Here is a 17,573-nt window from a genome sequence, read left to right on the forward strand (position 1 = left end):
ATAAAAAAAACCCGACGTTATGTCGGGCTTTTTTGTTGGGGGGTAGCGACGTATCAGTGCACCGCGTTACGGGAAAAATCACGTGGCCTGAAGCCCAGCACGCCCAGCATGCCGAAGTACGCCACCAGACCCACCGCCACAAGGGCTGCCAGACGGGCAATGCGCGAGGGCATGTTGCCGATGTCCCACGCCGGCATCAGCACCAGCGCACCATAGAGCGCCGCAGCCATCACCACAACGGCAATCAATAGCTTGATAAAGAACGCCTTCCAGCCCGGCTGGGGCTGGAAAATGCCATGCCGGCGTAGTTGGTAATACAGCAGCGAGGCATTACAGCACGCGCCAAGACCAATCGCCAAAGACAAACCGGCATGCTTCAGGTGCCAGACAAACGCCAGATTCATCAGTTGGGTCAACAGCAGTGTCACCACAGCGATTTTTACCGGGGTCTTGATGTTCTGGCGGGCGTAAAAACCTGGAGCCAGGATTTTCACCATGATCAGACCAATCAAACCGGCCGAATAAGCAATCAGCGCGTACTGCGTCATCAGGGCGTCGTGCGCGCCAAACCGGCCGTACTGGAACAGGGCAGAGACCAGCGGGCCAGAGATGACTGCCAGCGCCACGGCGGAGGGCAGGGCCAGCATCAGGCACAGGCGCAAACCCCAATCCAGCAGCTTTGAATACTCTTCCGGGTCTTTGCTGGCGTGGGCTTTGGCCAGCGAAGGCAGCAGGATCGTGCCCAGTGCCACGCCCAGCACGCCAGTCGGGAACTCCATCAGGCGATCAGCGTAATACATCCATGAAATCGAGCCAGACACCAGCCACGATGCGAAGATCGTGTTGATCAGCAAAGAGATTTGCCCGACCGACACACTGAAAATGGCCGGGCCCATTTGTTTGAGCACGCGCCACACCCCGGCGTCTTTCAGATTCAGGCGTGGCAGCACCAGCATGCCAATTTTCTTCAGGTGGGGCAGTTGATAACCCAGCTGCAATACCCCGCCTACAATCACGCCCCACGCCAGCGCGATAATCGGCTGCGCCATATGCGGTGCAACCACCGTCGCGAAGAAAATCTGCGAGACGTTCAGCAGTGTCGGCGCAAACGCCGGCACCGAGAAACGGTTCCAGGTATTGAGAATGCCGCCCGCCAGGCTGGCCAGCGAAATGAGGAAAATATAGGGAAACGTGATGTGCAAGAGCTGCACAGTCAGGTTGAACTTGTCCGGGGTATTGGCAAAGCCTGGTGCGGTCAGCCACAGCACCACCGGGGCGCCGATCACGCCCAAAACAGTGATGACGGCCAGGACCAGCGTCAACAGGCCCGCGATATAAGAGATGAAAATGCGAGTGGCTTCTTCGCCCTGGGTGTTTTTGTATTCAGCCAGAATCGGTACGAAGGCCTGACTGAACGCGCCTTCGGCAAAAATGCGACGCAACAGGTTGGGTAATTTGAACGCGACATTGAACGCATCGGTGGCGAGCGTTGCGCCAAACATGCGCGCTACAATGGCGTCCCGAGCGAAGCCCAGTACCCGCGAGGCCAGCGTCATCGAACTGGTCGTGGCGAGTGATTTCAGCAGATTCATTGAAATGATTTCGGCGTTGTTCTTGAGAGGATGGCGCATCATATCGAAGGCTGGTCGATCAGAGAAGTTGCATTGCTTGCAATTACCCGATATCATCGGCGGTTTCCGAATTGAACCACCCGTTGCTATCAAGCTTTGGGATGGATGTAACCGAAAACCCGTCAGGAGTCAGAACACATGGCAAATAGCGCCCAAGCTCGCAAGCGTGCGCGTCAGGCTGAAGAAGCCCGCCAACACAATGCTAGTCAGCGTTCGGCATTCCGCACTGCGATCAAGAAGGTGCTGAAGGCCGTTGAAGCTGGCGATAAGTCCGCTGCTCAAGCAGTATTCCAGCAGTCTGTCAGCACCATCGACAGCCTGGCTGACAAGAAGATCTTCCACAAGAACAAGGCAGCTCGTCATAAGAGCCGTCTGTCCGCTGCAATCAAGGGCATGGCTGCCTGATCTGCTTCGGCTTCTTGCTGAGAAAAACCCCGCTTCGGCGGGGTTTTTTGTTTTCCGGCCGCCGGAATGCCCGCTGTCGCAAGTGGCTTGTCAACAAACAAGCGCTGGCAAACTGTCAGACTGAACATGGCTTGAACTGCCGCCTGTACAACATCTTTCAGTGGCAAACCGGCCGTTCTCCAATGGTCTGGCGGAGACGAACGGCGCGCGTCATGCATTTGTGCTAGATTTGGTTCTCGCACCAAATACATGGTTTGTTTACAAAATATGCAAGCAAATGATGAACTGTCGCCTCTGCCGCGCGTTCTGGTTGTCGACGATTCGCGCATTGTGCGCGCCACGATCAAAAAGCACCTCTCAGGTGCGTACGACATCATCGAAGAAGCGGATGGTGAAGCCGGATGGCAGCGCTTGCAAGCGGATGAATCCGTCTGTTTGCTGATTTCTGATCTGACCATGCCAGAACTGGATGGTCTGGGTTTGCTGGCCCGTATCAGGTCGCGATCCGAGGCGCGATACCGCCTGCTGCCCATCATCATTGTTTCGGGTGAAGAAGACGAAGAAACCCGCCAGCGCTGCGTAAATGCCGGCGCCAGCGACTTCGTGACCAAATCTACCGATCGTGCGGAAATGCTGGCCCGTGTCGCCGCCAATATCGAACTGGCACGCACTCACAAAGAACTCGACGCAGTCCGTGAAGAACAAGCCCGCACTGCCACGCATGTGGCGGATGGTGTGGGGACCAACCATTTGCTGAAACTGCAGATGGAGCAATCGCTTTCTTATGCTCGTCGTCATCGCAGCGAAGTGACGGTATTGCTGATCGAGATCGATGCGTTTGACCAGGTGCAGGCAAAACTGGGCGAGCGTGTGGCCAACCAGATGCTGCAGTTGCTGGGCAAACAACTGGCCGGAAAACTGCGCAATGAAGACACGCTGGCCCAGGTGGCTGGCCCGCAATTTGCGGTGGTCTCGGCCTCGACCACGCTGTCCGAATCCCGCATTCTGGGGGAGCGTCTGCGTCAGGCCATTGCGACAGCGCGTATCAATTTCCGTGGTGAACAGATTCAGGTCACGGCCAGCATTGCGGTGGCCAACACCCTGCATGATGATGCAGCGGATACCGATGCGTTGATGGCTGCGGCCAGTGCCCGCCTGGCAGCGCGTACTGAACACAACGCGGTGATTGTGCCGCAACCTTCGGCATCGCATATCGCCACACCGTCGATTGCTGAAGCGCTGGCCTTGTTGCATAAAGGCGATGCGGCTGAAGTCTCTGGACTCAAGCAGCATTTGCCGGCGCTGCTGGCCAATCTGGCGCCCTTGCTGGAACTGGCAAATCAGGAATTGGGCCTGGGCTGGAATACCGATCAACTACCGCAGTAAGCGACGCAGGTCCGATCAAACAAAAAAGGCTGCCATTGCAGCCTTTTTTGTTTGTATCCATATCAGGGCTGGACCACTCAGCCCTGTGCCAGCTTGGTCCGTGACAGTGGCGGGTTCTTGGCAAAATACTTCTTGATCCCGGTGTGCAAGGTCTCGGCCATCTTGTCTTGATAGTCCTCACTGATGAGCCGTTGCTCTTCCTGCGGGTTAGAAATAAATGCCGTTTCCACCAGAATTGACGGGATGTCTGGCGCTTTCAGCACAGCAAACCCGGCCTGTTCGACTGCGCCTTTGTGCAGGCGGTTCAGGCCACCCAGTTCAGTCAACATGGCCCGACCAAAGCGCATGCTGTCGTTCAGCGTGGCCGTCTGGGTGAGGTCCATCAGCGTGTGGGCCAGATATTTGTCCTGGGTGTTGCTGATCTTCACACCACCAATCAAGTCGGCATCATTTTGCGTTTGCGCCAGCCATTTGGCCGCAGTGCTGGTAGCGCCTTTGTCAGACAGCACGAACACGGACGAACCATTGGCATCGGGCCGGATGAAAGCATCGGCGTGGATGGACATAAAGAGGTCGCCCTGCACGGCGCGGGCCTTTTTCACACGAACGCCCAATGGCACGAAGAAGTCTGCATCACGGGTCATGACCACGCGGATGTTGGGGTCGGTTTCCAGCCGCGCCTTCAGTTTGCGGGCGATCGACAACACCACGTCTTTTTCGTGATTGCCGCTTGGGCCCGTCGCGCCGGGATCTTCGCCACCGTGGCCAGGATCAAGCACCACGGTGATCAGTCGATCCACCTTGAGCTTGCTTCGATCAATCGGCTTGCTGTCGGCCTGCGCCATCACATCATCGTTCGGCGAGCGATCAGGCTGAGCGGGTTGTTGCGTTGCTTGCTGCGGCTGGCTGGCGGCACCGGGGTTTTTGTCCAGCTTCAGTTGGGCTGGGTCCAGCAGGCCGTCAGGCGTGGTCTGGTTATCCAGAAATGCCAGCAACGGGTCTTTCTGCACAGCAGGGTAGAGGTCGATCACCAGGCGGTTTTTGTATTCGGCCACCGGGGCGAGCGAGAACACTTGCGGGCGAACTTCGGTTTTCAGGTCAAGGACCAGCCGCACAGTACCTGGCTTGTTCAGGCCAGCCCGCAATTGCTGAATGTAGGGATCATCGTTACCCACCTTGCCTGCCAGTTTCTGCAGTTCGCTATCCAGATCTACGCCTTGCAGGTCAACCACCAGGCGGTCAGGATTTTTGAGTACAAACTGGTTAAACGTGAGCGGTGCGGTGGATTCGATAGTGACCCGGGTGTACGCCTGGGCGGGCCAGACACGCACCGCCACCACACTGGCTGCCGCGGCGGCGCGAGCAAGCCCGGCAGGAACCACGGTCAAAAAGAGGGTCGAGACCGCGGCGCGCAGGGCGCTGCGACGGCCAGAATCTGGGGTCAGGGCGTGAGGGCGAGTTGCGCGAGACATGCCTTGCCGTGCTCCGTATGTGCTTGAATTTCAATGTTTCTTCCGTCTTCAACAGGGGTGAGACGGATAGTCCAGTCTGCGGTTGGCAGCAAGCCTGCTGCCTTGTCTGCCCATTCGATCAGGCAAATGCTGTGGGGATTGAAGTAATCCCTAAAGCCAGCATCCACCCATTCCATAGGGTCTTGAAATCTATATAAATCAAAATGATACAAGTTTAAATTAGAAACAGCATAAGGTTCAACCAGTGTATACGTTGGACTTTTCACGCGGCCAGCAAAACCCATGCCGCGCAAGATGCCGCGAGTGAGGGTGGTTTTGCCTGCGCCAAGGTCGCCTTCAAGAAATACGGTCATGCCAGGTTGCATGGCCGCAGCGATGTGTGCACCCAGCGCCAGCGTCGCGTTCTCGTCAGCAAGGTAACGGCTTGCAGTATCATCGGCAGCATGCATAAACAATTGTCTTCCATCGAATCATCAGGGCCGGATTTGCCCGCGCTGGCTAGCCAGATCAAAGGCTGGGCGCAAGAACTGGGCTTTGCCCGTGCCGCAATTACCGGCACGGATCTGTCTCATGCCGAGCCCGGTTTGCTGGCCTGGCTGGAGGCGGGTTTTCACGGCGAGATGGATTATATGGCACGGCACGGTCTCAAACGTGCCCGGCCTGCAGAATTGGTGCCAGGCACGCTGTCGGTCATCAGTGTCTTCATGCCGTACCTGCCAGCTGGCACATCTAACGCAGATGCCGTGCTGGCGGCAGACAACAAGGCGTATATCTCGCGCTATGCATTGGGGCGGGATTATCACAAGGTGTTGCGTAACCGCCTGCAAAAGCTGGCCGACCGCATTCAGGCCACAGTCGGGGAGTTTGGCCACCGTGTATTTGTAGATTCCGCGCCGGTGCTGGAAGTCGAACTGGCCAAACAAGCCGGTCTGGGCTGGCGTGGCAAACACACGCTATTGCTGAACCGCGAATATGGCTCGTTCTTTTTCATTGGCGAGTTATTTACGGATTTGCCATTGCCACCCGATCCACCCGAACAGAATGAACACTGTGGTCGCTGCACCCGCTGTATCAGTGTTTGCCCGACTCAGGCCATTGTCGAGCCATACAAGGTTGATGCGCGGCGTTGTATCTCCTACCTTACCATTGAGTTGAAGGGCAGCATTCCGGAAGAGTTCCGACCCATGCTGGGCAACCGTGTTTATGGTTGCGATGATTGCCAGCTGGTTTGTCCGTGGAACCGTTTTGCTGTGGATAGCAAAGAGGCTGATTTTCACGTCCGCCATGGGCTCGATGACGTCGAACTGGTGACGCTATTTGCCTGGGACGAAGCAACCTTTCAGCACAATATGGCTGGCAGCGCCATTTTGCGGATCGGTCACGAGCGCTGGTTGCGCAATCTGGCCGTCGGGCTTGGCAATGCCAGTACCTCGCCGCAGATTATCGCGGCACTCAAATCCCGCGAAAACGACCCAAGCGAGATCGTGCGTGAGCACGTCGCCTGGGCACTAAAAAGGCACGGTGCATGAATCCGGTCATCCAGCCGCTGGGCGATACGGCACTGGTCCTGAGTGTGTCCGCAACCCTGGAAGATCAGCGACGCCTCTGGATCATGCAAAGACTGTTGCAACAAAAATTCCCCGCCTGGTGGGTGGTCCTGGGCGTGGGCAATCTGACCATCCGGTTTGACCCGATGATCGAAGATGCTTCGGTCATCGAACATGGCATTGAGGAGGCCTGGCAACGTAGTCAGCGGCGGATGGAAGTCGCCAGTCATCACCACGATGTCCCCGTTGTTTATGGTGGCAAGGCCGGGCCGGATCTGGCGCGCGTGGCGGAACATGCAGGGCTCACGCCCAAACAAGTCGTGGAACGCCATGCCGCGGCCGAATACGTGGTGTTCTGCATCGGCTTTTTGCCGGGGTTTCCTTATCTGGGTGGGCTGGACCCCCAATTGGCTACGCCACGGCTGGACAAACCGCGCCTCAAGGTGCCGGCTGGCGCCGTCGGCATAGGCGGTGAGCAGACCGGGATTTACCCCAACGCATCGCCTGGCGGCTGGAATCTGATCGGCCATACGGACGTGCGGCTCTTCAACCCCGCCATGATCCCGCCTGCATTGCTCGCCCCCGGTGACACACTGCGCTTTGTGCCGACCGAGGTGCGTGCATGAGTATCTCCATACTGAAAACCGGCGCATTGGCGACCGTACAGGATGCGGGTCGCTACGACGGCGCGCAGTGGGGGGTGCCCCGTAGTGGCGTGATGGATATTCCCGCATGGCTGATTGGTAATTTGCTGGTGGGGAATCAACCAGACCTGGCCGCGATTGAAATCACCCTGGGTGGTTTTAGTGCGCAGTTCGAGACCGACTGCGTGATCGCCATAACCGGTGCCATTGCCCCTGTCACGCTCGATAAAAAAACCATTGGCCAATGGCGCACGGTGACGGTTCGCGCAGGGCAAATCTTGCGCGTGGGTTTTGCTGAAACCGGTGCCCGTATGTTCTTGTGTGTCAGCGGCGGTATGGATGTCGCCCTTGTGATTGGCGCACGTTCGACTGACCTGGCAGGCGGCTTTGGTGGCTTTGAGGGGCGCGCGCTCAAGGCGGGCGATAGCGTGTCGATTGGCCAGCCCGGCGGCTTGGCACCGGATGCCTGGGTGCGTCCGCCAGCGCGTGGCGATATCTTGCGCATCTTGCCGGGAACAGAATGGTCAGCGTTTACCATCGCGGCGCATCAAACATTATTGAGTGAAGCCTGGGTCGTCACGCCCGATGCCAACCGGATGGGCGCTCGCCTGGCCGGACTCGAACTACCGTTGTCACAGCCGCTGGAAATGACTTCTCATGCTGTGCACCCCGGCGTGGTACAAGTTCCCCCCTCTGGCCAGCCCATTTTGCTGATGGCCGATGCGCAGACGACGGGTGGTTACCCGAAAATTGCCCAGGTGATCCGGGCGGATCTCTGGCGTATTGGCCAGTTCCGGCCAGGCGAGACGATCCGCTTTGTCGAGGTCACACTGGCCGAAGCGCTAGATGCATTGTCCACACAACGCCACTGGCTGGCCCAACTGGAGACGCAACTGAAATGGCGCGCTTCAAGATCGACCTGAACGCGGATCTGGGTGAAGGTTACCCGTTTGATGCTGAACTGATGCAGCTGATCAGCTCGGCCAATATTGCTTGTGGCGGTCATGCGGGCGATGAAGCTTCCATGCGTTCCACCGTGCGGCTGGCGCGTGTGTATGGCGTGCGCGTTGGTGCGCACCCCAGCTACCCGGATCGCGCACATTTTGGCCGCCGCACGCTGGATATCCCGTCAGCAGAACTCCAGGCCAGTCTGAGCGAGCAGATTGGTGCTTTGCAGGCACTGTGTGTCGAGGAAGGCGTTGCACTTCAATACGTCAAACCGCACGGCATGCTCTACAACGATGCCGCTCGCAATCCAGCGCTGGCTGATGTGATCATCAACGCAACCCGCGCGATCAGCCCGGACCTGGCCATCATGGCGCTGGCCGGCAGCCGCATGGTCGCGCGCTGTCATGAACGCGGCATAGCGGTGATCGAAGAAGCCTTTGTTGATCGTGCCTACCGGGATGATGGCTCCCTGGTCCCCCGCAGCGAGCCGGGTGCTGTGCTCGATAACGATCACGCTGCAGTGGCGCAAGCCCTGCGTCTGGCCACGGCGGGGGAGGTTGTGACGCGCTCTGGCAAAGTGTTGAAGCTGCCCGCGACGTCTTTGTGTTTGCATGGCGATACCCCTCACGCAGTTGACTTCGCGCGCGGTCTATATAGCCAGATGGAAGTTCTTTAGATCAAAAAGTAAATAATACCAACCGTAACCAATAATTAGTTAATCGCGCGCGCCCTGCCTGATCCGGACAATCCTTATTGATTCGTCATACGAGGAGAGCCCGATGGGCAGCGCAGAACATGCTTTGGATAGGCCGGCGGGTGCTGCACCACCGCTGCCGGATGAAATACCGGACGACCAACTGATTGCACAACCCTCACGCGCGCATCCGCGTGGTCTCTACCTCTTGTTCGCCACTGAAATGTGGGAACGCTTTTCCTACTATGGCAACCGGGCACTCCTGGCGCTGTTCATGGTGCAGGCGCTGGCGTTCGATAAACAGTTTGCGGCTTCGCTTTATGGGCAGTACACCGGTCTGGTTTATCTGGCACCACTGATCGGTGGCTATGTCGCGGATCGCTGGTGGGGCAATCGGCGCTCGATCTTTGTCGGTGGTGCCCTCATGGCCGCTGGCCAGTTCACCCTGTTTGCTGCGGGCAGCATGTTGCAGACCCCTGCGACTGCGATCACGTTTTTTTACTGTGGCCTGGGTCTGATCGTCGCGGGGAACGGGTTCTTCAAACCCAATATTTCGTCGATGGTGGGTCAACTATATACACAGAATGACAACCGCAAAGACTCGGCGTACACGATCTTCTATATGGGGATTAACCTTGGCTCGTTCATTGCGCCGCTGATCTGTGGCTTCCTGGGTGACACCGGCAATGCCGCTGATTTCCGCTGGGGTTTCTTTGCAGCGGGCGTGGGCATGCTGCTTTCGCTGGTGGTGTTTGGCTTCTTCCACAGACGTTATCTGGTCTCACCGACTGGCACTCCGGTTGGATTGGCACCTAAAGCCATTGCAGCAACACAAGCCAGCCAGCGCAACGAACCGCTGACCCGTCAGGACATTGATCGCATGATTGTGATCGGTGTGATTTCGTTCTTCGTCATCTTCTTCTGGTCGGCGTTTGAACAGGCCGGTGTGTCGCTGACCTTCTTTGCAGAAGAGGCCACCAACCGCCAGTTGTTTGGCTTTACGGTGCCGGCTTCGTGGTTTCAGTCGCTCAATCCGGTCTTCATTCTGATTTTTGCGCCGATCATGGCGCAGTTATGGAGTGCCCTTGGGCGCCGCAACAAAGAGCCAAGCTCTCCGACCAAGATGGCCTGGGGCTTGATCCTGCTGGCCGTGGGCTATCTGATTATTGGTTTTGGCGTGAAAGACATGTCGTCTACAGCGAAAGCCAGCATGATCTGGCTGACTGCGATGTACCTGATGCACAGCCTGGGTGAATTGTGTCTGTCGCCGATTGGTTTGTCGCTGGTGAACAAACTGGCCCCGGCCCGGTTTGCCTCGCTGATGATGGCGGTGTGGTTTACCGCAAACGCTGCGGCTAACTGGTTTGCCGGCATCCTTGCCACCTTCTACCCGGAAGCAGGCCGTACGCCGGTATTCTTTGGTTATCAGATCACCGGTCTCCATGAATTCTTCATGCTGTTTGTGGCCATGGCTTTTGTTGCAGGTGCCATCTTGCTGGCCCTCACCCGGCCGTTGCAGAAAATGATGCACAACGTGCGCTAAACAAGGCCTGCGGGATTGCACAGCAAAAAGCCCATCAGTAGTTTTCGCGCCTGATGGGCTTTTTGTTGTTTACAAGGTACACATTTGTCTGACTGGCGGAGAAAGCGTGCCGTTTGGCCTGTGCAAAATGTGGCGAAACGCAATCCAGGCTACATTGAACATGTTGGTGCGCCGCAATATAGGCTGCGCTTCACACTATCCGCACATTCTTTCAAGTTGTTGTCTGATCATCATGCGTATCTTTGCAATTGAAGTTTTCAGAGATGGTGGTTCCATCGAGTTCACGCTGGAAAAGAATGGAACCGAGCGTCATGTCTGGCTGGAAACCCCCATTTATGGTGAGCCGCGCACGCTCATGATCAATTCCAGCCTGGTGGCCAGCGGGTGCACAGAGGTCGTCGAGTTGCTGGCTGACATGGATCGCTGGTGGGCAGAACTGCCAGAAAAGATGCGGGCACTGGTGGACGAGATTATGGCTGAGCATAATCCGTCACCCGAGTCCGATGCCCCTTTGGCAGAGGCCATCGACATCACCCGGGTCGTGCACGTTCACAATTACGTGCTGGCCAACTATAGCGGTCAGGCGTCGGCACCCGTGCCCGATTGATGTTCTGCCATCGCAAACCGGCCTAGCGCCAGCAGAAGCTGGAGTTCTGGCAGCGTTTGCCTTTGCGGTTACCGGTTTGTTGACCCTTCTTCTTTGCTTCCCGCGCCGGCACATCGCCTGGCGCAGTCCTGCGGCCGGGTTCTTTGGCGGCGGTATGCGCAGGCGGTTGCGCCCGTGCATGATCCTGGTTGTATGGATGTACCGCGATTTCTGCTGCCAGCGCCGTGGCGCAGTGCGTACTTTGCAGCGCCAGAAGCAGCCCCGCGATCAAGATTTTCTTCATTGCAGTGTCCTTGTTCGGGCTCCATGCCCGGCGCGGGAATTTATCTGCGCCGGTTCCGGGCCGGAATGGCCTGCAATCCGAAAAATCAGGGTTGAGTACGCTGGGTGTGATTAATTCTCACCGCGCCAGCGTGCGGTTCATGCGCGCTTCCAGCCAGCGCTGCACTTGCTCGAAAGCCAGGCTCAGGCACCAGTAGATGGCGGCCGCAGTCAAATACAGCGGAAACGGCTGGAAGGTGGTGGAAATGACTTCTTTGGTAGCCAGCATCAGTTCTGTGACTGCAATTACCGAAACCAGCGAGGTATCTTTGATCAGGCTGATCAGGCTGTTCGACAAACTGGGCACGGCCAGGCGCAAGGCTTGCGGCCAGACAATAAAGCGCAGTGTCTGCATGTGCGTCATACCCTGGCTGAATGCGGCTTCCCATTGACCGCGATCCACACCGTTGATGCTGCCGCGAATGGTCTCCGACAGATACGCGCCCACGTTCAGGCTGAGCGCCAGAATGCCGGCGCTGATTGGATCAAACTGGATGCCCATACTGGGCAGGCCGTAGTAGATGATGAAAATCTGCACCAGCAACGGCGTACCGCGCATGCAACTCACGTAAATGGCTGCGGGCCAGTTCAGCACTCGCCAGGGCGATAGCCGCAGCAAGGCCACTGTGCCTCCTACCAGCAAGCCGCCAATCATGGCGCCGACCGCAAACAGCAGCGTGTATCCAGTGCCCTTTAACAAGTATGGCCACGCGGTTTGCAGCAAATTGATCACGTCACCCAAAGTGTGTTCTCCCATGCAAAACCCCCTGCGCGCAGGCAGGGGGTTTAAAGAGGTTCATCGGCCATTGACCGATAGAACCCTGGTCATCAAGCGCCGGGTGCCTTGCTCACGTCGCGACCGAAATATTTGTTCGAGATACGGGCATACGTACCGTCAGCCTTGATGTCGGCCAAGGCCTTGTTCAGCGCCGTCTTGAACTTCGGGTTGTTTTTGGTGAAAGGGATGCCATTGCTCGAAGCTTCACCCACCGCTGCGCCCGGTTTGAGTGGCAAGCTGGTCTTCTTGATCAGGTACGGGATCATCAGCGTGTCATTGAGCGCAGCGTCAATGCGACCCAATGCGAGGTCTTGCAGGTATTCTTGCTCGCCCGGATAGGTTTTGACATCCACGCCGGCTACTGCGCGGGCCATATCAGCATAGTTGGTGCCCTGGCCCACGCCCAGCTTCAGATTCTTCAAATCATTCAGGCTTTTCAGATTGCGGGTTTCGTTCTTGCGAATAACCAATTGTGCTTGCGAAATCACGTACGGATCGCTGAAGTCAAAGGTTTCCTGGCGCTTGGGTGTAATGCCCACCTGATTGACGATCACGTCATATTTGCCGGCCTGCAGGCCGGCCAGAATGCCGCTCCACTCCGTTGTGGTGAATTCAGCTTTGACACCCAGTTTTTGCGCCAGGGCATTGGCGATCTCAACGTCAAACCCGGTCAGCTGACCGTTTTCCCGGTAATTGAACGGCGGGTAGGTGCCTTCCAGTGCAACCTTGAGCGTACCGCGCTGTTTTACCGTATCAAGCAAATCTGTTGCGTTGGCGGTAAAAGCGACGAGTCCAAGCACACTGGCAATAAGCAGCTTGCGCATATTCATATTACTTTTCCTTATAATGAAACAACTGGAACTTCTGGCACAGGTATTTAAAGTAAGGGTTGGTGTAGCGTATGCCTATCAGGAATATCGGCAATCACCTTACAAAAACCGGCTTCGTTCCTGTTGGGGTGCGCTACTGTGAAAACTGTCAGGTTTGGGGCTGACACCAGTATGCCAGGCTGATATTTCCGCTGCGCTGACTGGGGGGAAGGCCGCAATGAGATACCAAATCATTCCTGTATATGCCGACGATGCCAAACAAACTGATGAGATTGGCTGGGTGGTGATTAACCCGGCTGGATTCAGGGTGTCCATTGTGTATAGCGTAGATGCGCTGTGGCTGGCAGAACGTCAGTGTGATTTTCTCCAGGCTGAGCTGGAACACATGAACGAGTTGGCCCGTAATCTGGACAAGGTCGTCGCACTCAACACCAGTGGTCGTTTTCCTGGCGTGGTCCTGGGCGTGCACGACAAGCATGTTTTGATCGATGCCGGGCAAGGCGAGGCTTGGGCGGTGGAGATTTTTCTGCTGAACCAGGCCGGGATCACCCTGCGCGAAGGTGACCGCGTCAAATTGGCGTACATCGATGGCTACATGATTGATCTGGCGCCACCGGTCAGTGGCAACCCCTGGTCTCCGCCTACGCCATCCATGCGCGCATACTGACTTTATTCGCAAGCAATGGACGAAATAGCCCTGATCTTCGTCAGTTAGACCAATGGCAAATAGATATCGCTGATGGCCTGGTGTTCTGGTACGTCCGGGTAAAAGCGAACGCGTTCAATCCACAGTGGTGTATCACGCAGTGTTTCACCGCTGTATGGCAGCCAGTCTACGTAAAGTGCGCGGATCGCAGCCCCCAGCGTCTCGTCCGGCCCCGTATAGCGCAACCTGGCGTAGCGCCCGCCAGGCAGCACATCTGCGACCAGGCCTTCGTCGCCGCCAACAACCGGTGGCGGGCATGCTACGGCCAGATCAATACGATATTGGGCGGCTGGCGTGGTGTACGGATCGTTGTAGAGCACGTTGAAAGTGGCGTGCGTGGATGGCGGCATCTGGTTCCGTTTACGCCATGCGATAAAGCGGCGGATCGTTTGTCCCAACAAGGCCGGATCTCCTTGATGTTGCAAGATCGCTACCGGTGTCGCGGCACGTTCCACGATCTCGGGCTGGAGGGGGCGCAATGGCGTCATGTGACGGTTCCTCAAGGTGTACAACGGCAGGTAGGTGTAATGCCAGTCATGCCAGCGCGGCGATTGACGGAACCCGCTGGGGCTTTGCCCCCATTGCCGGCGAAAGGCGCGGGCAAACGCTTCTGGTCCGGCGTAACCGCTTTCCAGTGCGATATCCAGAACAGATTGCCCCGGTCGAAACGCCAGTTGTAACGCGGCACGCTTGAGCCGGCGCAACTGGATATATTCGTACACCCCTAATCCGAACAAGGCGGCGAACTGACGCTGGAAATGCCAGCGCGATACACCGGCGATCTCTGCAAGCCGGGATAGCGGCAGGTCTTCATCCAGATGCGTATCCATAAAATGCAAGACGCAGGCAAAACGGGTGTAGAGATCCTGATTCAAACGCGGCTCGTCGGGCGATGTGGATGAACAGGTGCCAGCATAACGGGCTGTGGTTAAGGCGTCCTGACCGATATTGCACATCCCTGAAACAAAACGGCCCGCAGTCTGCGGGCCGTTGCCTGGGTGAAGCGTTGAACGAAGCTTAGAAGTCGACGCTGGCACTGACCGAGAACGTGCGCGGGGTGCCGACAGTCAGGTAGCCATAACCCGGATAGCCGCCCACCGCAGACCAGTAGTCACGATTGAATACGTTATCGATACGCCCGCGCAGTGTGACTGCACGGTTCTGGATTTCTGTCAGATAGCGCACGCCCAGATCCATCCGGGTCCAGCTGGGTACTTCCAGTGTGTTGGTGGCATCCGCATAGCTGGCGCCGGTGTAAACCACGCGGGCGTTCAGCGCCAGGCCTTCCAGTTGAGGTAGTTCGTACTCCATGCCCAGGTTGCCCTGGAAGCGTGGGACCCCAATGACTCGCTTGCCATCCGTCAGATCAGAACCGGTGTCTTTCTGGGTGGCATCCAGCCAGGTCAGACCGCCCAGAATACGCAGGCCGGTGGTTGCCAGACCGTACACATTCAGTTCGGCGCCACGGTGTTCATCCTCGCCGGAATCTGCAAAATGGTTGTTGGCATCGACCACGCCACGTGGTTTTTCCGTGCTGAACAAGGCCAGACCGGCGCCCAGACGGCCGCCGTCATACTTCACGCCCACTTCTTTTTGCTTGGCGACATACGGGGCCAGCATTTCACCAGAGTTGGTGGCGTTGGCCGGAGCGGTATCGCCCTGCGCCAAGCCTTCAATGTAGTTGGCGTACACCGACACCTGTTTGACCGGCTTGTACACAATGCCCACCGCCGGGCTGGTACGGCCCTTGGTGTAAGCGGCGCTGGCTTCGCCGGTGTCGTAGGCGTAGTTGGTGATGTCAAAGTGCTGATAGCGGGCGCCGACGGTCAGCAGGACCGACTTGTCGAACAGTGACAGCGTATCGCCCACCGCCACGCTGGACAGACGGATGATGCCGTTCAGTGCCGGGTCTGACAGCTGGTTGCCGGCAAACGCGGTGCTGGAGATCGCCGGTTGTGCGTAGCTAGTCGGGTTGTACAGGTTGGTGTTGAACGTGTTGAAGAAGTCCATCGCATAGGCGTTGTCTTTCTTTAACTGGAAATAATCGCCGGCAACCACCCACTCGTGACCGACCGAGCCGGTTTGCAGCTTGCCGCGCAGACCGACTTCACCGGTGTCGACCTGATCGTCACGGGTGTTGTCAAAGCGGTAGAAATTGCCGTCGCCGTTATCGCTGGTCACGGTCAGGTTGGCCAGTGAGTTGGCTTCGTGACTGCGGCGCAGGCCATAAGCACCCCACGCGGTGACGTCGTTGGTGAGGTCGTATTCGGCGCGCAAAGTGCCAAACAGGTCACGTTCGTTGGAGTAAGACCATGGTTGCGCAAAGTTTTTGCTGGCATCCGGCGCATCTGGAACACGGGTTACGCCGCTGAGCGTGACTTCCGGGCGAGTGGCTTGCAAACGATTGTCTTGCGCGCCCAGGTCAGCGGACACGCGGGCACGTTCACCGCGCCAGTCCACACCAACTGAACCCACGCTGGTCTGGGATTTTTCGTCATCGACACCTGTACCGCCATCACGGTAACCCGCGTTCAGGCGCAAACCCCAGCTTTTGTCCGGACCGAAACGGCGTGCTACGTCGGCCGCCACATTGCCGCTACCACCGCTATCGACGCCGACGGTCACGCGGTTCAAGTCTTCATTGGGTGCACGCTTGGGCAACAGGTTGATCGAGCCGCCAATGCCGCCGCCATTCGGCGCAGCGCCCATCAGAAAGCCCGTTGCACCTTGCAGGACTTCGACGCGTTCAAACAGTTCGGTGGCAATGTACTGGCGCGGCAGCAGGCTGTAGAGGCCGTTGTAGGCCACGTCATCAGAGCTCAGCACAAAGCCGCGGATGAAATACGATTCCTGGAAATTGCCAAAGCCACGTGCTACGCGCACCCCCGGATCGTTTTGCAGCACATCACCCACGCCATGCGCTTGCTGATCCTGGATCAGTTCATTGGTGTAGCTGGTGATGTTGAACGGGGTATCCATATTGTTTTTGGTACCCAGAATGCCGGCGCGCCCCCCCTTGGCGACCTGGCCACCGGCGTAGGCCGGTTGCAGACCATCTTTGGATGCATCGGCACTGGCCGTGACTGTAACGGTCTCCAGGCTGACGGTATCGGCTGGCGCAGCGGCAGCGACGGCAGAAGCAGTAGAAGAGGCGGGAGCGCTGTCGGCGGCGCGGGCCAGCGGCAAAGCGCAAGCCACGGCCATTGCCGCAGCGATCGGAGTCAGTTTTTTCATTGGGTGTTCCGGCAGACGATGAGTACGCCACGGTCGGGGGCACGCCGTGACGAGAAGGTTCATATTTTAAATGTAAATGCGAATTATACTCATTAATACATAAAGAAATGTTGCGCTGCCGTAAGATTTATACAACACCGACCTCTGGATTTGCGGAAGAGGGAAGCGACCAATCCAGAAATGAGGCGGTTTTTGCCGGAAATTTGAAAGCCTGGCTTTTTATTTGAAAGACCGTTGACAGAATTTGGTGCGGATGTGATCGGGGATTCAAATCCGTGAAGGCCGAATGGCGCTTACCCCCTGGTGGTCTCTGAAGAGAGAACCAGATGAAGCCAACATGGGCGGCACACAAGGCGCCCAATCGGCGGGAGGAAATGCTCAAGGCTGCTGGCGTCTTGCGGCGCCCGTCATGCTTTGCAATACGCCATCACGCAGCACCAATCCGTGAAACAGCGCTGCGCATGGCTGACTACTTTGAGGGCCCTGCGCTGGACCGCGATTTGCACATTGTGGTGAGCGGCAATGGCACGCTGGATGCAGACGCCGTGCTGTTGCGCCGGGCACGGTTTCGGCAAAAGATGCGGTGCTGGCCGTCGAAAACCACGGTCCGACCATCCCTCTGGCGCTGCAGTCCCGTCTGTTTGACCGCTTTTTCCGCGGCGACACTGCCCGCACCGAGTCCGGGCAATCCAGCGGTCTGGGTCTATCCATTGTGCATACCATCATGACGCTTCACCGGGGTGAATGCCGCGTGATCAGCGCGGACAGCATCACCCGGTTTGAACTGGTGTTCCCGCTGGATGGGGCTGCTGCCAACGGTTAACCCG

At 57.5% G+C, this 17,573-nt stretch carries 17 protein-coding genes and 1 pseudogene; 10 read left to right on the plus strand and 8 right to left on the minus strand.

The window, feature by feature from the left end; genetic code table 11:
• Window positions 1-53: 53 nt before the first annotated feature.
• On the minus strand, window positions 54-1,592 hold the full coding sequence (murJ, locus tag IEX44_RS14195; protein WP_188695058.1) for a murein biosynthesis integral membrane protein MurJ: 1,539 nt from the start codon (window positions 1,590-1,592) through the stop codon (window positions 54-56).
• A 177-nt stretch (window positions 1,593-1,769) separates the two neighbouring features.
• Between murJ and rpsT the strand changes: the two genes are divergently transcribed.
• Together rpsT and IEX44_RS14205 are read left to right on the plus strand one after the other, a co-directional pair.
• Window positions 1,770-2,036 carry a 30S ribosomal protein S20 gene (gene rpsT, locus IEX44_RS14200; RefSeq protein WP_188695061.1) on the plus strand — a complete coding sequence of 89 codons (267 nt, stop codon included), beginning with the start codon at window positions 1,770-1,772 and terminating at the stop codon, window positions 2,034-2,036.
• A gap of 267 nt (window positions 2,037-2,303) precedes the next feature.
• Window positions 2,304-3,422: a diguanylate cyclase domain-containing protein gene (locus tag IEX44_RS14205; protein ID WP_188695064.1), complete on the plus strand. Its 1,119-nt coding sequence runs from the start codon at window positions 2,304-2,306 to the stop codon at window positions 3,420-3,422.
• A 77-nt stretch (window positions 3,423-3,499) separates the two neighbouring features.
• Here the strand turns inward: IEX44_RS14205 and IEX44_RS14210 are convergent, their stop codons facing one another.
• A complete protein-coding gene (locus tag IEX44_RS14210; RefSeq protein ID WP_188695066.1) occupies window positions 3,500-4,894 on the minus strand; it encodes an N-acetylmuramoyl-L-alanine amidase in 1,395 nt (464 codons plus the stop codon).
• On the minus strand, window positions 4,864-5,343 hold the full coding sequence (gene tsaE, locus IEX44_RS14215; protein ID WP_188695069.1) for a tRNA (adenosine(37)-N6)-threonylcarbamoyltransferase complex ATPase subunit type 1 TsaE: 480 nt from the start codon (window positions 5,341-5,343) through the stop codon (window positions 4,864-4,866). The genes IEX44_RS14210 and tsaE overlap by 31 nt, the downstream gene beginning before the upstream one ends.
• Here tsaE and queG point away from each other — a divergent pair.
• From queG to IEX44_RS14245, 6 genes are all read left to right on the plus strand, one after another.
• Window positions 5,338-6,423 carry a tRNA epoxyqueuosine(34) reductase QueG gene (gene queG, locus IEX44_RS14220; protein ID WP_188695072.1) on the plus strand — a complete coding sequence of 362 codons (1,086 nt, stop codon included), beginning with the start codon at window positions 5,338-5,340 and terminating at the stop codon, window positions 6,421-6,423. The genes tsaE and queG overlap by 6 nt on opposite strands.
• Entirely contained in the window at window positions 6,420-7,067 is a 648-nt protein-coding gene (gene pxpB / locus IEX44_RS14225; protein ID WP_188695075.1) for a 5-oxoprolinase subunit PxpB, read from the plus strand. The genes queG and pxpB overlap by 4 nt, the downstream gene beginning before the upstream one ends.
• Window positions 7,064-8,008, plus strand: a complete 945-nt coding sequence (locus IEX44_RS14230; protein WP_188695078.1) for a 5-oxoprolinase subunit C family protein — start codon at window positions 7,064-7,066, stop codon at window positions 8,006-8,008. The genes pxpB and IEX44_RS14230 overlap by 4 nt, the downstream gene beginning before the upstream one ends.
• Window positions 7,984-8,709, plus strand: coding sequence for a 5-oxoprolinase subunit PxpA (locus IEX44_RS14235; RefSeq protein ID WP_188695081.1), 726 nt, complete (start codon window positions 7,984-7,986; stop codon window positions 8,707-8,709). Before IEX44_RS14230 ends, IEX44_RS14235 begins: the two co-directional genes overlap by 25 nt.
• A 103-nt stretch (window positions 8,710-8,812) precedes the next feature.
• Window positions 8,813-10,270 carry a peptide MFS transporter gene (locus tag IEX44_RS14240; protein ID WP_188695084.1) on the plus strand — a complete coding sequence of 486 codons (1,458 nt, stop codon included), beginning with the start codon at window positions 8,813-8,815 and terminating at the stop codon, window positions 10,268-10,270.
• A 232-nt stretch (window positions 10,271-10,502) separates the two neighbouring features.
• Window positions 10,503-10,877 carry a hypothetical protein gene (locus tag IEX44_RS14245; RefSeq protein WP_188695089.1) on the plus strand — a complete coding sequence of 125 codons (375 nt, stop codon included), beginning with the start codon at window positions 10,503-10,505 and terminating at the stop codon, window positions 10,875-10,877.
• A gap of 22 nt (window positions 10,878-10,899) precedes the next feature.
• Here IEX44_RS14245 and IEX44_RS14250 read toward each other — a convergent pair whose 3' ends face one another.
• The 3 genes from IEX44_RS14250 to IEX44_RS14260 all read right to left on the minus strand — a co-directional run bounded on the left by IEX44_RS14250 (window position 10,900) and on the right by IEX44_RS14260 (window position 12,806).
• On the minus strand, window positions 10,900-11,160 hold the full coding sequence (locus IEX44_RS14250) for a hypothetical protein (protein ID WP_188695092.1): 261 nt from the start codon (window positions 11,158-11,160) through the stop codon (window positions 10,900-10,902).
• 117 nt (window positions 11,161-11,277) lie between these two features.
• Entirely contained in the window at window positions 11,278-11,955 is a 678-nt protein-coding gene (locus tag IEX44_RS14255; RefSeq protein ID WP_188695095.1) for an amino acid ABC transporter permease, read from the minus strand.
• 71 nt (window positions 11,956-12,026) lie between these two features.
• The gene (locus IEX44_RS14260; protein WP_188695098.1) at window positions 12,027-12,806 is read right to left on the minus strand and encodes a transporter substrate-binding domain-containing protein; all 780 of its coding nucleotides are present in this window, start codon (window positions 12,804-12,806) and stop codon (window positions 12,027-12,029) included.
• Between the two features lie 217 nt (window positions 12,807-13,023).
• On the opposite strand from IEX44_RS14260, the gene IEX44_RS14265 reads away from it, so the two are divergent.
• On the plus strand, window positions 13,024-13,473 hold the full coding sequence (locus IEX44_RS14265) for a hypothetical protein (protein ID WP_188695103.1): 450 nt from the start codon (window positions 13,024-13,026) through the stop codon (window positions 13,471-13,473).
• 44 nt (window positions 13,474-13,517) lie between these two features.
• On the opposite strand, the gene IEX44_RS14270 is transcribed toward IEX44_RS14265, so the two are convergent.
• Both IEX44_RS14270 and IEX44_RS14275 read right to left on the minus strand, forming a co-directional pair.
• On the minus strand, window positions 13,518-14,387 hold the full coding sequence (locus tag IEX44_RS14270; protein WP_229679144.1) for an AraC family transcriptional regulator: 870 nt from the start codon (window positions 14,385-14,387) through the stop codon (window positions 13,518-13,520).
• Window positions 14,388-14,529: 142 nt separating this feature from the next.
• A complete protein-coding gene (locus IEX44_RS14275) occupies window positions 14,530-16,746 on the minus strand; it encodes a TonB-dependent receptor (protein ID WP_188695109.1) in 2,217 nt (738 codons plus the stop codon).
• Window positions 16,747-17,323: 577 nt separating this feature from the next.
• On the opposite strand from IEX44_RS14275, the pseudogene IEX44_RS14280 reads away from it, so the two are divergent.
• Window positions 17,324-17,569: pseudogene (locus tag IEX44_RS14280) on the plus strand (ATP-binding protein); the annotation flags it as partial.
• Window positions 17,570-17,573 lie beyond the last annotated feature (4 nt).

The organism is Silvimonas amylolytica (assembly GCF_014645555.1).
GTDB classification, from domain to species: Bacteria; Pseudomonadota; Gammaproteobacteria; order Burkholderiales; family Chitinibacteraceae; genus Silvimonas; species Silvimonas amylolytica.

Coding starts and splice junctions, on each gene's coding strand:
- murJ (WP_188695058.1), bottom strand. CDS start 1,592: ATGAATCTGCTGAAATCACTCGCCACGACCAGTTCGATGACGCTGGCC.
- rpsT (WP_188695061.1), top strand. CDS start 1,770: ATGGCAAATAGCGCCCAAGCTCGCAAGCGTGCGCGTCAGGCTGAAGAA.
- IEX44_RS14205 (WP_188695064.1), top strand. CDS start 2,304: ATGCAAGCAAATGATGAACTGTCGCCTCTGCCGCGCGTTCTGGTTGTC.
- IEX44_RS14210 (WP_188695066.1), bottom strand. CDS start 4,894: ATGTCTCGCGCAACTCGCCCTCACGCCCTGACCCCAGATTCTGGCCGT.
- queG (WP_188695072.1), top strand. CDS start 5,338: ATGCATAAACAATTGTCTTCCATCGAATCATCAGGGCCGGATTTGCCC.
- tsaE (WP_188695069.1), bottom strand. CDS start 5,343: ATGCATGCTGCCGATGATACTGCAAGCCGTTACCTTGCTGACGAGAAC.
- pxpB (WP_188695075.1), top strand. CDS start 6,420: ATGAATCCGGTCATCCAGCCGCTGGGCGATACGGCACTGGTCCTGAGT.
- IEX44_RS14230 (WP_188695078.1), top strand. CDS start 7,064: ATGAGTATCTCCATACTGAAAACCGGCGCATTGGCGACCGTACAGGAT.
- IEX44_RS14235 (WP_188695081.1), top strand. CDS start 7,984: ATGGCGCGCTTCAAGATCGACCTGAACGCGGATCTGGGTGAAGGTTAC.
- IEX44_RS14240 (WP_188695084.1), top strand. CDS start 8,813: ATGGGCAGCGCAGAACATGCTTTGGATAGGCCGGCGGGTGCTGCACCA.
- IEX44_RS14245 (WP_188695089.1), top strand. CDS start 10,503: ATGCGTATCTTTGCAATTGAAGTTTTCAGAGATGGTGGTTCCATCGAG.
- IEX44_RS14250 (WP_188695092.1), bottom strand. CDS start 11,160: ATGAAGAAAATCTTGATCGCGGGGCTGCTTCTGGCGCTGCAAAGTACG.
- IEX44_RS14255 (WP_188695095.1), bottom strand. CDS start 11,955: ATGGGAGAACACACTTTGGGTGACGTGATCAATTTGCTGCAAACCGCG.
- IEX44_RS14260 (WP_188695098.1), bottom strand. CDS start 12,806: ATGAATATGCGCAAGCTGCTTATTGCCAGTGTGCTTGGACTCGTCGCT.
- IEX44_RS14265 (WP_188695103.1), top strand. CDS start 13,024: ATGAGATACCAAATCATTCCTGTATATGCCGACGATGCCAAACAAACT.
- IEX44_RS14275 (WP_188695109.1), bottom strand. CDS start 16,746: ATGAAAAAACTGACTCCGATCGCTGCGGCAATGGCCGTGGCTTGCGCT.